Below are 13902 nucleotides of genomic sequence, written 5' to 3' on the forward strand. Positions count from 1 at the left end.
GGAAGCAGAATAGAGAAAATTATTTCTATGTAGAACTGCACAAGGTAATCGCGCCAGGGCTATCCAATCTGTTGTGATTAACACGCACACAGTACAAAACCCAGCACACTTATGCTGGGCTTGTATAATGTGATACAATTAGAAAGATGGATCTTACTCAGGCAAAATGTTCGCAAATCCGTCCATTCCATGAATAAAAATGCCGACTTTTGGCATTTGCGGCGTCTTACTCACGACTGAAGTCACGAGAATGTGACGCCGGAATTTTTCAAAATACGTTCGTCTTGTCACAGGATAATTATGGAAAGAAATGTGTTGGTTTTGGTTTTATGCAAAAAACAGAACCGCCAAAAGGCGATCCTGTTTTAAATGGCAAATATTCTTATGTGTTGTCTGATACGGAAAGTGCTGCCTTTGTCTGTGCATCCGCAAACATCTGCTGCATTGTCTTGTTTCCACGCGTCAGACGTTTAATTGTCAGATCATCCAGCTTATTATTTGCAAGCCGCAGATTGTTCTCCGAGGACAACAGATTATCCTTTACTTTCTGTAAATGATCGATTGTTTTGTCGATTTCATCGATTGCCTTGGAAAAGCGATCGCTGGCCAGTGTGTAATTGCGGCTGAACTTGTCCTTGAAATCCAGAAGTTTGGCTTCAAAGTTTGTCACATCAATATTCTGTGCTTTCTGTTCCTCAAGCTCCCGTTTATAAGCGATGGAGCTTCGTGCCGCATTACGGATGATGGTAATAAATGGAATCAAGAACTGCGGACGGATTACATACATCTTCGGGTACTTGTGGGACATATCCACGATGCCGGTATTGTAATAGTCGTTGTCTGCCTCCAGCATGGTTACCAGGACGGCATATTCACAGCCCTTTTCCCTGCGGTCCTTATCCAGTTCTTTGAGGAAATCTGCATTTTTATGCTTGCTGGCCGTGGTTTCGTTTTCATTCTTCATCTCCATCATGATGGAAACGTATTCCATACCGTTTTCATCGTAATCACGGAAAATAAAATCTCCCTTACTGCCGCTTGCGGATACTTCGTTATCTTTCTCGAAGTATGCATTCTGAAATCCGACGGCACGCACCTGATTGAATGCTGCCTCGCAGTGCTGCTCCAAAGTCTCGCCTATCATCTTTGTGGACTGACGGGCCTTTAAATCGCGGTAATATTCCACAAGCTCGTCTTTATCTTTTAACTGTCCTTCATAGCGGGCCACAAGCTCCTGCTCATGCAGTTTTGCCTGTGCTTCGGCCATTTCATTTTTGGCCTTCAGATCGGCAACCATTTCCTGCTGTTTTGTGAAGCGCTCATTCGCCTCTGCTTCCGCTTTGGCTACTGCCAGCTCTGTATCTGTTTTTGCGGAGCGTACCTGTTCATGCAGTTTTGCAATTTCCAGTTCTTTTTCTGAGAGAATGGCTCCGTATTTCTGTTCTGCTTCACTGGCAGAAAGTTTTGCGGCAGTTTCTGCATTTTCCCTTGCTGCTTTCAGATCGCTGCGCAGGTTCTGCATCTGGGAATCCAGTTCGTGTTCCTTTTCGCGGAACTCCATGGCAGCCTGCGTTTTTGCAAGCTCCACGGCTTTGTCACGTTCTGTTTCCATGACACGTTTCTGCTCTTCCAAGTCCGCCTGGAACACATCATCACGGATCTGCTTAATAATTGCAGCATATCCATTCTCATCAACCTCAACGGCTTTTCCGCAATGCGGACAAATAAATGTATATTCTTTCATCTTTTCTCTCCTTGTATTTTTGATTTAGAAACTAATTTGAACTGGTAACGGCACGATTTCGATACTGTCCGTGGCGCGTTTGTAGTGATAAGCATTCGCAGTCAGAAATTCCTCTTTTGGAATCCCAAGGGACATAAATGCCTGTGCCGCTCCGTTTTCCATGCCATCGGTCCAATATTGACCTGACATCACCATCCATTCATGCACGCCAGAAGGCAACAGATAAAGATCGTCTTTTAAAGTTGCCGCGATCAAAGCCAAAGTACCCGGATATGCAATGCATGCAGCCCCACCGTAACCTTCTTCGCAAGTCAGGATATACATAGTTCTATCGTGTGACATCATCCATATTTCCTCTTCGGAAAGACCAAGCTCCTTATCGATATCCGGCTGCGCTTTCAGTGCCTGTTCCCGACATTCCATTGCTGTATTCAGTGCTGCCGGCTTTTTTGCCATGCTGTTTTTAACGGCGACCTGAAACAGTTCTGTGGCAGATTTCTTCCATCGACTAGCAAGAGTTGTGCTGATCAGTGGACGGGTACAATATTCGTTATGTTCAGGATCTGGAAGCTCCACATAAAATACAATTTCCATATCCAGAAACGGAGTATGTACGACATGTTGCAATACTTCTCTTTCCGTGATCGGACTTGCCAGCCGAAAAAAAAGTTTATCTTTGACTTTTTCAAAACTTTCCATCTGGCTTTCAAGGTATATGTGTGCCTGTTCTGTTTCCAAAATACCATCACAGAAACGCTTCGCAATCTCCTTCGGGGTCAGCCCTTGGGATAACAGTTCCTGAATATTGCTAAGCAGATAGCCGCATGCGTATCCGGTCTTCGGATTTGCGATTAACATGACAGGTTCCGGTACATCCTGAACCGTAGTTCTTTCCACACGGTATCCCTTTAGTCTGATTCGGATTTCTTCCATGATTTTCTCGATTTCTTCCATTATTTTTTCTCCTTAATTTTTGTTTGAGTTTTCCGGCAGCAGGCTTTGAAGCCGGCGGCAGATTTTTTTTGCTTTATACAGTGGCAATCCATAAAACTCTACTAATTTCTGCATGGCATAAGTAAACATGACGTCTGTTTTATTCTGGACGTATCCACCGTGACATAATCCGATCCTTAACTCCATCATCAGTTTTTTGTCCGGTTCTTCATAAGTCAATTCTTTTACAACCCACTCAAGTTCATCCGTAATAGATTTACCATACCAGTCCCCGCAAAAAAATGTTTGCAGAAACAGATGTGTCATGGTGCTTATGCCGAGCCGTTGCGTTGTGTCTGTGATTAACATATTTCCTCCGTATACTTACAACAAAATACGTTCCCATTCTCCGTCCACATACTGCCACGCAGTAGGGTTAAGGGAATACAGTTCTTTTCGGAAGGCCTCTCTGTAACGCTTCAATAAGCCTTCGCGGCTTGCGAAAAATTCTTCCGTTCGCAGATTGCCTTTGTTTGATCCTGATAACTCATAGAATCTGAGCTTGTACTCATAATGCAGCATAATTCCCTCCTCTCAGGTTTTTTGCCAATGCCACTACTTCTTCCGGTGACATATAGCAGACATCTTCCCCGTATGCACTGGTCACCATATCTACCACGAAACGATATTCCGCATACTTGCGTGCATGTTCCATTTCATCCCTGGTTGCAGGACGAAGTGTGTAAATTCCGGTCGCCGTCCGTAAAATCACGGTCTTTGAAAATAATTTCTTTTTCACAGTCACACCGGACAAACGGAATCTGCGCTTCAATCCGTCACCGCATTCCGGATACCACATGATAGCAGTATCCGGTTCCTGCATGGCAATCAGCTCAATCACGCGGCCGATTCTGGTTTTTGCATGATCACTGCATTCTGTTACGTCGACAATTAACATATTTTTTAATTCTTTCATTTTTTTATCCCACGGGTGCGAACCCGCTCTCCTTTCTCATTAGTGTATCAGCACTTCCTTCATAATTTTGCAGCTCGGTTCGTCCAGAACGGCAAAAACAATGCGACGGAATGTTCCATAAAACAGCAGATTCAGTTCATCACGGAAAATCTCCGCTACCTCTCGGACATCATTTCCAAAAACGCCACAGCCGAATGCGCCAAGGATCAGAACTTCTTCGCCCTTGCTATGTGCAGCGTTCAGTACAGCCGCAATGCGCTCTTCCATCGCTTCTTTGCATACGGCATCCGGCACACCCTGATACTTCTGCGCTGCTTTTTTATTCGGTGCCGCGCAGGTGATAATGGATGCTTTAGCCTCCTCGCCGTGCTGCCAGAACGGAATATCCGGTGTATAAAGCATGTCCGAACGATATAATGCTTTGTTCAGATTGCCCTGGTGCCGGTCATAAAATATCGTTCTGGCCTGTGTGCTGTTCAGGACCGGGTACAACAAGGATGCATGACACAGACTTTCTTCCTGCGCCATGGAACCATCCAGAAACATACCGCCTGGATTTTTGTATGATGCAAAGTTTAATGCACATACACGGTTCCCCTTGGCATATTCCGCCATAATGGCATCTACCGTGGAGCACTGCACAACTTCTACTTCCGGCTGCTCAAACTTACACGGGCCGGAATGCATTGTTCCGGTATCCTGAATCAGTTCCGTGCGTTTTACAAGGTCTTTAATTTCCTCCTTGCAGTTGCGTTCTTCCCACTGGACGATCTCCTGTGCTTTTTCCATGTTTTCTTTCCTTTTACTGAAATAATTCAGTCCATTATTTTTTCTTCCCATTTTTTACCTCCATGTGTCTTTAACAGTTTCATGGAAATTATGGAAGAAGATGTCCTGCGAAAAATATCTTTCGAAAAAATGGCATATTGCTTATCCACAGTATCATTGCATCTCTTTTTTTCGCCACATCTCACGACACAAACCATGTGAGTTGTTATGTAGTACATCGCAACTACGCCCTTTGCGGACTTTTGCCACAGACTGATGGCATGCCCGTCATACGCAAAAAAGACCGCCATTGGCGGTCTTAAATCAACAATGTTCCTCGATCCACAGAAGCTGTTCCTGGTCATCCTGCTTTCTGTCGCGCTTGGACGCAACACAGCAATAATCAAGAAATGCAATCATAACAGCTACGGTAATGATACTGCCAACGATCAATGTGTTCATTGTGTCCTTCTCCTTTTTTCTAATTTTTTATACATTTAGGTTCCTGGTTGAGGCGTTCCTTATGCCAGACCACTGTTTTGTTTCCTGTTCTCTCCGGTTGTGTTTTCTTGGCTTCAGGCGTTTGTGGTGACTTTGGTTTGCCAACGCAACCACGCAGATCATCTGTTTTCAGTGTACTAACCATATAACGTTCCGTTTGGGCGAAATACTCCAGATTCACCTGACGGTGCCCATAATCTGCCCACTGAAGCGTATGTTCGCCGCAGATCGGGCAGTCATCTTCACCAAAGTTGACAAGCATATATCGTCCGCAGTGCTGACACATAACAAAATCACCGAATTCCGGATGCCGGTTGTGGCTTGTACGCAAGTCATAAATCGTGATTCCCATATTTCTCCTTTCTGAGTACCTTTGGTGCCCTGATTACCAAAAAGAGCAGGCACATGAAGCTATGCCCGCTCTTTTGAAAACTATTTGGCAGAGAACACGGTGAATTTATCACACCGCATTCTCTTTTCTGGCGGAGCAACACGTTCATAGCCCGGTACAGGTACCATGGCTACGACGTCGCCCGGGTAAGCTTGAGCTGCGATGATGCTGCCCAAGATCACCAGACGTTCACCTGGGTTTTTAACCTCTTCAAACCAACGCTTAATGCCAGCGATGGTCTGCTGGCCGGCCTCGTCGCCACAAAAGCTGGTAGATACGTACAGGTCATTTACCTGCGTTTCTACGGCCTTCGCGTTGACCAGAACGCCGCACTGTGGCACCTGTTTTAAGGTGCCACCAATATCCTGTAATGTAACGCTGTGCGGCGTGGTGTTTACTACCACCACACCGTTTTTGAAAGTCTCGCTTAAAAAATTCATTTTTTTCCTCCTTATGACGCCGTGTGCGTCTTGCTTTGTTTTAGTGAGTTTCGTTGAATATCCGGTTGTTTACAACCAGCTCGTCCAGTGTTGCCGGAGCAAAGTTGTTGATCATACAACCGGCATTCAACGCTTTCGGCAGGTTCCGCATGATGCTGTAGGTGCTGTTTGTCTGCGCATGAATGTGCGCAAAAACATGCCGCCATCCGCGGTTCATGCCGTTCCACTCTGCCATCGGATAATGGCAGAGGACGATCTGCTTCTCGCTATCTTTGATTTCCAGATAATACTGGATCTCATCGAAATAGCGACGAGGGCGCTCGTCCGCTAACAGTTCCGCATCATGGTTACCCACGATCAGAACTTTCCTGCCGCGCATCCGTTCCAGATAATGCCACGCCGGATATTTACTCCGGAAGCAGACATCACCCAGCACGTATACGAGATCATCGTCCTGCACGCGGGCGTTCCAGCGCTCGATCAGTCCCTCCGCCATGGTTTCTACATCCGGCCACGGCCGACAATCATACTTGATTGCGTTAAAATGACCGAAATGTAAATCCCCAGTATAATAAATCTTTGCCATATTTTTTTTCTCCTTACGGCACCCGTACGACCGCGGGCACCTTCCTCATCGGTTTATTTTTTTGTTATCGGGCTACGCAAGCAGCGTCCTCAGTTCCTCTTTCAGAACTGAAGACTCGCACTCCGCGACTTTTTTACAGGCCGCTTCATACGCTGCCAGGGCGCGCTCTGTACCGGCGTGGCCGATAGGGAAACGCCAATACAGGTGCTCCCAATCGTAGTCAACGGTCAACCACAACCAAATGTCGTTGTGGTCGCCATCGTACCCTTCGCCGGCGCCAAGCCACACATTGATGGTCTTCCCGTCAGAAGAAACCACCTGTGCGTTGCGACCCATGGTGTACGCTTTCGCGATACACCATTCGTCTTCTGCGCCCGCACGCCAGAGTCGTGCTTGTGTGCGATCATCCCAGTCATATTTCTGGAGAGCCTTTAACACTCCCAGAACATATGCCTGGTATGTCGGTGCTGTATCGCCTTCCATTCCGGTAACAAAAATCTTACCGAGAAGGGAAGCACTACGCAGGGCTTTGACCATGCTGCGCTGTGGGAACATTTTTAGATATTCATAGAAGAAATCATAGTTTCCTTTGATTTCAATCTGAATATCTTCCACACATCCCAGTGCTGCTGCGCGGTTGCAAATGGTGTTAATTTTTTTTATTTTTTTCATAATTTTTTCCTCCTTACGACATTGCGCAACGCAATGCCTTCTTCATGTGTTTTTTTGATATGTTCTGTATAAATCACAGTCCATGCGCACGGCACGACTGATTGAATACGGCATCCCCAACATAAAAGACAGCTGCCATCTTGTGACAGCCTGCCATAATTTTTTACGTGGAAACCCGTATGCGTTGCGCCGAATGCGCCTGAAATTCCAAATCCACGGTTGTTCATCCGTAAATGCAACGGATTGACCAGTATATAAACGACCATTGACATGGTCGGTTCAATACAGCATTCCCTCATAAAAGACAGCCGTCATCTTTGCGACGGTCTGACGTGATTTTTTATGAAACAATCTGTATGCGTCGGTGCCGGATGCACCTTTCCATTCTGTCAGCAGAATTTCTGCTGTAACCATTGTTGTTTTCATGGCTCCAATTCCTTGTATCAAACTGGAATAATTATGGAAGGTGATATTCAGCGGCAACAAAATTTCTTACGTGTTAATTTTCCCAAATCGAATACTTTCCACCGGGTGATACGATGATTGAAACAAGGAATACGGCATATCACAGTAAAGTTCCGATTTTGTTTCCACATACATAGTCGGATCCGTATAGCGCCAGATTCCTTCCTCGTCCCGCCACCGCAACATAGTATGGAAAGCACCGTCAGAATACCGCTGTACCACCAGGCACTCAGTTTCCATGCCGGATTCTCTCAGAATGGTGCGTACTGTACGGGCGAACTGCCAGCAGACCATCCGTTTCCGTTCCACCGCAGTATCGAGGCTTGCGTAGATATAACTTTCATCAAATGTGGTATCATCCAATTTATGCACTGCCTGGATCACCTTTGCGAGCCTGGAACATCCATTAATCGTTCCATATGTCTGGATGATTTTGTTTTTACAGTCATTTTGCTTATCCGCAGTTTTCTCCCATTGAACTATCCATTTCACTTTTCGAGCAGCGGGTCCGATGACCTGGCTGATACCGGGAACGTCTTCATCTGTCATCCGGTACTGACGCACATAATAACTTTCCCAGTCGATCAGCGCCTGGTCTGTTACAAATGAAAGTGCCTCGCCATTTTCATACGCAATACTTCTAACAAGATTTTCTTCCGGGTTCAGATTGGCACCATTGATCATTCTGCCGTCTGCGGCAAGGTAGGAGTCATCCTGTTTCTGATTTGTTGCAACGCCGGTTTGTAACCCTGGTGCGGTGTAATACAGTTCGCCATTGGACATGTCGATACCCCACCCTTCCCGGGCACCATTAGGGCCACATAGAAAAATCCCGTGTCCCGTATCAGTCAATGTCTGAGTCTGGGATATATCTGTCTGTTTCTTTGCGCTTTGAATGAGCATGGCAGTTGTATCTGCTTCGCACGCATATACGGGGAATGCGCTGCATAACTGGGCAGGAATCCATGTGACGGCCAGAACAGCCACAAAGGATATTTTTAATCTGTTCCACTTCTTATTCTGCATACGCCCCTCCTACTCCACATCATCGTAAAGATGCCCTGCGTGCCACAGTTTGACAATCTCTTCCATGTTCTCCATTTCTTTTTGCGCCCGAATGAATTCTTCATTGGTTCCGCCGTTATCCGGATGGTATTTTTTCAGGTACGCATTACGTGCGTGCTTAAATTCTTCCATTGATGGGATCTGCGAAAAACCCAGAGATTTCGCGTAATCCTGTATCTGCTGAATGGCCTTTTGTCTGGCCTCTTCCTGTTCCGTTTCCTCATAATATTGCTGTGCTTCCCAAACCATCCTGTTGATTCGATCTGTATCTTCCTGGTACTGTTTCTCTTTTTCTTTTTGAGCTTTTTTCGCCGCTGTATGCCCGGTAATTTTCAGAAAGAATCTTGTGATGTAATAGGGAACAAGCAGATGGATCATTGGTATGGCAATCAAAATTACAGATGGTATACCAACGATTACTCCGAGACAACGACACAACACAGAGAGAAATCCGAATGGCAATTTATCTGCTATTTTCCAAAGTGTCATTACAATAAATACCAATCCAAATGCACCAAGCACAAAGGAACAAAATAACCATCTGACATCGAACGGTGCCAATGGGTCCACGATTTTGCGATACAGTATTGGTAAAAATTCAAAATACATAGCATAGGCCAGTATGTAGAGAAATCCTACCAATGCATCATTGAACGGTACCTGATAGAATTTTTTCTTGTGTTCTGACATAATGTTCTCCTTCCAGATATCCACAGAATACGGTGTTTTTTGACTAAGCCAATTATGGAAGGAACAGGCAGTTTTTTGGATTTTTGCGCAAAAAAACAGACAGCTTTATGCTGCCTGTTTTAGAGAGCTAGGAATCATACCGGATAACCCGGACAAATGTACGTCCATTATCTGCGGTATTGATCATGTTTTTAGTCCCACGGCTTTTCCCGTCCCAGAACGCGACAAGTGCCGGAATACCTTCCTTTGCATATGACATCATCTGGGCATTACGCATTGGTCCTGCCATTTTCCCATATTTATTCCACTCCGCTGGGAATCTGCGGAGTGGCAATTTTCGTTCCATGGCGTACCGGATGCCAATCTGGTCAGCTCCCTTTGCGTCGCCGGAAATAATGACAATATGTGCACCCGGATAATCTTCCTGCAGTCCAAACACGATTCGATCCAACTTTTCCTTTGCCAGTTTATAATCATGAAAGGTACGGGATCCGGCTACAATCAGTCGGATCTCATAAATTCTGTTAGTTCTCGCATTGTCCTCCTACATCGATTCCATCAATGAAAAATTTCACGCTATCGAGCTTGTGTAGGCAGTCATGTAATGTGTAATGTTTTTCCTGCGCCAGTACGTTAGTTCCATCAGGTAACGCGATGACAATCGCAAAATCATCCCAATATTCCGGGAGAGTTTCTCTACTTACCTCAATTAAGATAGATGAACGATAACGTTCTGCGGCCCATTGGATTCCATCATACTGACTCGCATCTTCCGTATTTACATAACGTTCAAAAGCCAAGACTGCAGCTCTTTTTGCATCTTTCTCATACATGCCATACTGGGTTTCCAGTTCAGATTGCATAAAACTGCGGATAGCATCGTTATAGATCTTGCGGTTCAGGCCACGGCGATAGACTTCTTTTAACAGAACTTTTTCATCCATCTGATGGGCGTGGTATTCTTCTTCACCAAGACACTCATACACTCCGTTATGGAACAGATAAGCACCTTCCGCATCACCGTAATAATGGATTTCGAAGTCCACATCCAAATGTTTCTTCTGGCATGCTTCCGCGATCTTATCAATCTGCTGCTCGATGTCACCGTTGCAGTCATTGAGCTCCAGACAGAATTGTCCATTCGATTCATAAGCATCATCCGAATCAAAACCATACGGATCGAGTTCTTCATGATTTAAAATCTCCACCAGCTTGCTCATATCTTCCATGGTTTTGGTTACAAAAGTTCCCTCATTATAATAAGTCATCGTTTTTCCTCCTGCTCTTTTTTGTACATCTGTCTCTTATGATGGAAATCATGGATTGTTGCCATTGCCTTGCTCAGCAAAGAATTCGTCGTACCCGGTAAAGACCGTACGATCCTGTTCCTTGTAATCTTCCTGGCGGACATCCTGCCAGCAGCGGCATACCAGTACACCCTTTTCAGCTGCCTCCGGGTTTTTGCATTCCGGAAATTCCGTATGTGAAAAGTCGATTAACAAAAGCGGAGCTGACATTACCTTTCCTTCCCGTTCCAAATCCACAAAAATTCCTGGGTAATCCGGATCGGAGGACGGGTAAGCGTGCATAATACCCACCGGCGTTTCCACATATATTACCGGTTCCGGTGTTTTTGCGCTTTTCCCGTCATGTTCTGTTCCCAGCATGAGCACAGCTTTCACCTTATCACTGAAATGATAAAGATCATCATGTTTATGCCACAAAGTGTTGATGATCAATTCGCCAAGTTTTTCATCTGGGTAGGAACTCGTCCATTCTCCGTCTTTCAGATGCTTTTCATCACCAAAGCAAGCAACTGTCTGTCCATTAATACGCACAAGAATTTCCCCCTGTGTTGCACCCATGTTAATGCGGTCAGCTTCAATCACCCACTTGCCACTCGGTTTTGGTTTTCTGTCATAGATTGCTTTTATAACATCATCAGGCAGACTGGATTTTCGGCAGCACCACTCAATTTCCGCTGTATAGTCATTGATGATGGCAACTTCCTTTTCGCCCCAATGCCAGTGCGTTCCGTCTGCGTATGCATAACCTTTCAGATCTTTTTCTGCAACTTTCATCTTTTTTCTCCTTTACTTTAGGCTCAGTTTTCCTGTTCTGCTCGTTTTTTTAACATACCTCGCCACTGCTTTCATTTTTCCATGCTCCGGTATACAGATTTAATCCGTTCTGTCCGTTATTTTCATCGAAATAATACCAGCCTTCCTGATCCATGTAACACGGCACGTGAAGTCGTCTCTCATGACTGAAGCCACGAGCTTCCGGTATCCGGTCGGATCCCGTTCCTGAAAAGCTCTGCCATGAAAGTGTCCCGGTAGCCGGATTTCCTGTCCGGTTGGAGCCTTTAGGGCTCCCGGGCTGCCCTTCCTCCATACAGGCTGAACTCAGTTACTTTGCCGCGTTACGCCGCAAGCACCGCATTCAGCTTAATTAACGAGGATAAGGTACACTGACTTCGATGGGCAAGTTCCGGTACTTTTGCCGCAACTGCCTGCCCTGCCGTTACCGGAAGGGTCTTTAAGAGTTCCCGGATATAATATCGGGAACCGATGTTATAAGATGCGTTCAGGTCGCAGTTGTACTGCTTCCCGGTCGGAAACCGGCAGAGGCTGTAGCTTGGAAGCTCTGCCTCTTTCCCGCGCTGTACGCGGCCGGTACCGTCAAACGCAAGTCTCGATGTATTCCAGGCACAGACCCGGGCGATCCGGATCATGTTCCGGTGGGCCTTATTCACGACCATGGCCTGTATGTATTTCGCCCGCCAGAGGTGGAGCCGCTGCTTCTTGCTGCCGCGCTTCTTTCCGGCGAGATCCAGGTGTTCCATGACGATGCAGTCCACATCATACTTTATGGCCGTATCCACGATGAACCGGGCGGTCTTGACCGCAATGTCATCGTTGATGCCCTTTGCCTGTTTCCAGAGACCTGGTGTTTTATGGGCACAGAGCTTCTGTGCATGCTTGATGTGGCTGATCGCATGCTCCAGGGAGTCGTATTCTCTCGGAAGGGAAAGAAATTCCCTCCCGAGGACCGCGCCCTCCGGAGTCATGATGCTGCACGTACACGCACTGTTCAGTCCCAGATCTACGGCCAGGATGCGGGTATTTTTGATAGAAACTTCCGGGAGTTTGACTGCTGTCTGGAACACGAAATCCAGAAACCATTTCTTCCCGCGTTTCTGTAAGGTCGGCACGCATTCCTTGTAATTTGTACAGTGATGCTTGATATAATCCACATCACTTTTTCGAAGATCCATCAGAACCCAGTCCCAGGTATTACGGATAAAAACTTTCAGCGCCGCCTGATACATCCCGGTACGGACAAACATGCCGGACCGGTACATGGCCGGATACACAAAGCCTGTCTGCGGCAGCGATGGTTTATCTCCGCGTTTCTCCGGATCTGTCGCCTCCCAGTTTGCCAGATTACTGCGATAGGACGAAACCTTACCAAGCGCTTCCGCAATGGCCGCCCGGCGCAGATAACTTGGGAACTTGTAGAATCTCACCGAGAAGTCGTATGGAACAACAAGGTTCTGTTTCGTTTTAACCGTAAGTGATTCCACAAAACCGGAACGGTTCTTCTGTCCCTGAATGACAGAAATATACTTCCATTCTTTCAGGCATACAGCCACGAAGAAGGAGACTGCCTGACGGTACAGACGGACAGTTTCGTCGAAAACGCGGTTAAATCCCTTGGTTCGGACACAGTATGTCATACTGAGCTTCATACGGCAGCCTCCTTTCTGTGGTAATTATGGAGCAAATGCCGCGGAAATTGACAATCGCCTAACTCACGACTGAAGTCACGAGTATGCGACGACTGATCTCCGCTTCTTCAACGGAACATAATCTTTCCATACCGTTTTCAATGATCTTATACATCTCGGCCTCCGTTTTTTTATTTTTTTTGACTTCATCGGCCGCTTCTTTCAGCTGTGTCAGAGCATCTTCACATTTCTTTTCCAGTTCGTTGATTTCTTTCTGGATTGAAGCAATTCGTTCATCATTTTCACCCTTTTCTCTTCGAATCCAAACAATCCAACTCCGTTGACTTTCAATTTCCTGGATGTCATACATGAGATCATAGACTCCAATATCCCGAAGATGCTGAAGTTTGGCCCTGTAATCTTTCCGATCCTGACAGTTGCATCCATCATCCTCCTCAAACAGGCAGTCCCTGCATGGATCTTTTGGAAATCCCTTCCGGATCAATGCCAGTTTTTCTTCTGCTGATTCTATTTTTTTCTCCATAATGCTTCTCCCTTTCCTTACTGCATTTCTTTCAGAACCTGGACGGCGAAATCCGCGTCTTCTACGGCGTCTTCATACAGATAACAAAGAACATCGTGTACGCGGGAATACAGCTCACCCAAAGTAGCATCTTCCGCATTTGCAACATACTCGAAAATACCTCCGTCTCCTTCCGCGAAGCAGTTTTCGTCGTAGTCCCATTCCGACGTCTTATAATCAATGTATCCGTCGTATGGCGTCCCGCTCTCATCCTCATCTCTATCCAGCTGGCTTCCGTCTCCAACCTGCATATATATCACTGCATTTTCGGTTGGAACAAACACTCGCAGTTCCATGGTGTTTGTCTGAATTCCTGCCTTTTCCAAGATTTTCTGTAACTTGTGTTTTGTCATAATTT

21 protein-coding genes are annotated in these 13902 nt (G+C 46.0%); all 21 read right to left on the reverse strand.

What is annotated here, in order from left to right:
- Positions 1-382: 382 nt before the first annotated feature.
- The gene (locus ABCW45_RS00935; RefSeq protein WP_215630710.1) at positions 383-1744 is read right to left on the reverse strand and encodes a DUF2130 domain-containing protein; all 1362 of its coding nucleotides are present in this window, start codon (positions 1742-1744) and stop codon (positions 383-385) included.
- Between the two features lie 24 nt (positions 1745-1768).
- The gene (locus ABCW45_RS00940) at positions 1769-2602 is read right to left on the reverse strand and encodes a DUF5688 family protein (RefSeq protein WP_485020646.1); all 834 of its coding nucleotides are present in this window, start codon (positions 2600-2602) and stop codon (positions 1769-1771) included.
- Between the two features lie 108 nt (positions 2603-2710).
- The gene (locus tag ABCW45_RS00945; protein WP_215630712.1) at positions 2711-3046 is read right to left on the reverse strand and encodes a hypothetical protein; all 336 of its coding nucleotides are present in this window, start codon (positions 3044-3046) and stop codon (positions 2711-2713) included.
- A 15-nt stretch (positions 3047-3061) separates the two neighbouring features.
- Complete coding sequence (locus ABCW45_RS00950) at positions 3062-3259, reverse strand: hypothetical protein (protein ID WP_215630713.1); 198 nt, start codon at positions 3257-3259, stop codon at positions 3062-3064.
- Positions 3246-3653, reverse strand: coding sequence for a hypothetical protein (locus ABCW45_RS00955; protein ID WP_343220024.1), 408 nt, complete (start codon positions 3651-3653; stop codon positions 3246-3248). The genes ABCW45_RS00950 and ABCW45_RS00955 overlap by 14 nt, the downstream gene beginning before the upstream one ends.
- Before the next feature lie 39 nt (positions 3654-3692).
- Complete coding sequence (locus tag ABCW45_RS00960; protein WP_215630715.1) at positions 3693-4442, reverse strand: TIGR02452 family protein; 750 nt, start codon at positions 4440-4442, stop codon at positions 3693-3695.
- Between the two features lie 303 nt (positions 4443-4745).
- Positions 4746-4883 (reverse strand): hypothetical protein, encoded by a 138-nt coding sequence (locus tag ABCW45_RS00965; RefSeq protein WP_215630716.1) that lies wholly within the window; start codon positions 4881-4883, stop codon positions 4746-4748.
- Between the two features lie 19 nt (positions 4884-4902).
- Positions 4903-5274: a hypothetical protein gene (locus ABCW45_RS00970; RefSeq protein ID WP_215630717.1), complete on the reverse strand. Its 372-nt coding sequence runs from the start codon at positions 5272-5274 to the stop codon at positions 4903-4905.
- Between the two features lie 80 nt (positions 5275-5354).
- On the reverse strand, positions 5355-5753 hold the full coding sequence (locus ABCW45_RS00975; protein ID WP_215630718.1) for a hypothetical protein: 399 nt from the start codon (positions 5751-5753) through the stop codon (positions 5355-5357).
- Positions 5754-5793: 40 nt separating this feature from the next.
- The gene (locus ABCW45_RS00980; protein ID WP_343220025.1) at positions 5794-6339 is read right to left on the reverse strand and encodes a metallophosphoesterase; all 546 of its coding nucleotides are present in this window, start codon (positions 6337-6339) and stop codon (positions 5794-5796) included.
- 72 nt (positions 6340-6411) lie between these two features.
- On the reverse strand, positions 6412-7011 hold the full coding sequence (locus ABCW45_RS00985; protein ID WP_215630720.1) for a hypothetical protein: 600 nt from the start codon (positions 7009-7011) through the stop codon (positions 6412-6414).
- Between the two features lie 279 nt (positions 7012-7290).
- Positions 7291-7437, reverse strand: a complete 147-nt coding sequence (locus ABCW45_RS00990) for a hypothetical protein (RefSeq protein WP_215630721.1) — start codon at positions 7435-7437, stop codon at positions 7291-7293.
- Between the two features lie 66 nt (positions 7438-7503).
- Entirely contained in the window at positions 7504-8502 is a 999-nt protein-coding gene (locus tag ABCW45_RS00995; protein ID WP_215630722.1) for a hypothetical protein, read from the reverse strand.
- Between the two features lie 9 nt (positions 8503-8511).
- The gene (locus ABCW45_RS01000) at positions 8512-9231 is read right to left on the reverse strand and encodes a hypothetical protein (protein WP_215630723.1); all 720 of its coding nucleotides are present in this window, start codon (positions 9229-9231) and stop codon (positions 8512-8514) included.
- Positions 9232-9358: 127 nt separating this feature from the next.
- Complete coding sequence (locus ABCW45_RS01005) at positions 9359-9751, reverse strand: DUF2493 domain-containing protein (protein ID WP_343220080.1); 393 nt, start codon at positions 9749-9751, stop codon at positions 9359-9361.
- Between the two features lie 4 nt (positions 9752-9755).
- Positions 9756-10499, reverse strand: coding sequence for a hypothetical protein (locus ABCW45_RS01010; protein ID WP_343220026.1), 744 nt, complete (start codon positions 10497-10499; stop codon positions 9756-9758).
- 48 nt (positions 10500-10547) lie between these two features.
- Complete coding sequence (locus ABCW45_RS01015; protein ID WP_343220027.1) at positions 10548-11312, reverse strand: hypothetical protein; 765 nt, start codon at positions 11310-11312, stop codon at positions 10548-10550.
- A 49-nt stretch (positions 11313-11361) separates the two neighbouring features.
- A complete protein-coding gene (locus ABCW45_RS01020; protein WP_343220028.1) occupies positions 11362-11625 on the reverse strand; it encodes a hypothetical protein in 264 nt (87 codons plus the stop codon).
- Between the two features lie 28 nt (positions 11626-11653).
- Positions 11654-12982: an IS200/IS605 family accessory protein TnpB-related protein gene (locus ABCW45_RS01025; RefSeq protein ID WP_343220029.1), complete on the reverse strand. Its 1329-nt coding sequence runs from the start codon at positions 12980-12982 to the stop codon at positions 11654-11656.
- Between the two features lie 58 nt (positions 12983-13040).
- Positions 13041-13505, reverse strand: coding sequence for a hypothetical protein (locus tag ABCW45_RS01030; protein WP_343220030.1), 465 nt, complete (start codon positions 13503-13505; stop codon positions 13041-13043).
- A gap of 17 nt (positions 13506-13522) precedes the next feature.
- The gene (locus ABCW45_RS01035; RefSeq protein ID WP_215705288.1) at positions 13523-13897 is read right to left on the reverse strand and encodes a hypothetical protein; all 375 of its coding nucleotides are present in this window, start codon (positions 13895-13897) and stop codon (positions 13523-13525) included.
- Between the last annotated feature and the right edge of the window lie 5 nt (positions 13898-13902).

The sequence above is a fragment of the Pilosibacter fragilis genome (genome assembly GCF_032490495.1).
Lineage (GTDB): Bacteria > Bacillota > Clostridia > Lachnospirales > Lachnospiraceae > Pilosibacter > Pilosibacter fragilis.

Bases quoted from the DNA above. Each gene is read 5' to 3' on its own strand.
- ABCW45_RS00935 (WP_215630710.1), bottom strand. From the start codon at position 1,744: ATGAAAGAATATACATTTATTTGTCCGCATTGCGGAAAAGCCGTTGAG.
- ABCW45_RS00940 (WP_485020646.1), bottom strand. From the start codon at position 2,602: ATGTTAATCGCAAATCCGAAGACCGGATACGCATGCGGCTATCTGCTT.
- ABCW45_RS00945 (WP_215630712.1), bottom strand. From the start codon at position 3,046: ATGTTAATCACAGACACAACGCAACGGCTCGGCATAAGCACCATGACA.
- ABCW45_RS00950 (WP_215630713.1), bottom strand. From the start codon at position 3,259: ATGCTGCATTATGAGTACAAGCTCAGATTCTATGAGTTATCAGGATCA.
- ABCW45_RS00955 (WP_343220024.1), bottom strand. From the start codon at position 3,653: ATGAAAGAATTAAAAAATATGTTAATTGTCGACGTAACAGAATGCAGT.
- ABCW45_RS00960 (WP_215630715.1), bottom strand. From the start codon at position 4,442: ATGGAAAAAGCACAGGAGATCGTCCAGTGGGAAGAACGCAACTGCAAG.
- ABCW45_RS00965 (WP_215630716.1), bottom strand. From the start codon at position 4,883: ATGAACACATTGATCGTTGGCAGTATCATTACCGTAGCTGTTATGATT.
- ABCW45_RS00970 (WP_215630717.1), bottom strand. From the start codon at position 5,274: ATGGGAATCACGATTTATGACTTGCGTACAAGCCACAACCGGCATCCG.
- ABCW45_RS00975 (WP_215630718.1), bottom strand. From the start codon at position 5,753: ATGAATTTTTTAAGCGAGACTTTCAAAAACGGTGTGGTGGTAGTAAAC.
- ABCW45_RS00980 (WP_343220025.1), bottom strand. From the start codon at position 6,339: ATGGCAAAGATTTATTATACTGGGGATTTACATTTCGGTCATTTTAAC.
- ABCW45_RS00985 (WP_215630720.1), bottom strand. From the start codon at position 7,011: ATGAAAAAAATAAAAAAAATTAACACCATTTGCAACCGCGCAGCAGCA.
- ABCW45_RS00990 (WP_215630721.1), bottom strand. From the start codon at position 7,437: ATGAAAACAACAATGGTTACAGCAGAAATTCTGCTGACAGAATGGAAA.
- ABCW45_RS00995 (WP_215630722.1), bottom strand. From the start codon at position 8,502: ATGCAGAATAAGAAGTGGAACAGATTAAAAATATCCTTTGTGGCTGTT.
- ABCW45_RS01000 (WP_215630723.1), bottom strand. From the start codon at position 9,231: ATGTCAGAACACAAGAAAAAATTCTATCAGGTACCGTTCAATGATGCA.
- ABCW45_RS01010 (WP_343220026.1), bottom strand. From the start codon at position 10,499: ATGACTTATTATAATGAGGGAACTTTTGTAACCAAAACCATGGAAGAT.
- ABCW45_RS01015 (WP_343220027.1), bottom strand. From the start codon at position 11,312: ATGAAAGTTGCAGAAAAAGATCTGAAAGGTTATGCATACGCAGACGGA.
- ABCW45_RS01020 (WP_343220028.1), bottom strand. From the start codon at position 11,625: ATGGAGGAAGGGCAGCCCGGGAGCCCTAAAGGCTCCAACCGGACAGGA.
- ABCW45_RS01025 (WP_343220029.1), bottom strand. From the start codon at position 12,982: ATGAAGCTCAGTATGACATACTGTGTCCGAACCAAGGGATTTAACCGC.
- ABCW45_RS01030 (WP_343220030.1), bottom strand. From the start codon at position 13,505: ATGGAGAAAAAAATAGAATCAGCAGAAGAAAAACTGGCATTGATCCGG.
- ABCW45_RS01035 (WP_215705288.1), bottom strand. From the start codon at position 13,897: ATGACAAAACACAAGTTACAGAAAATCTTGGAAAAGGCAGGAATTCAG.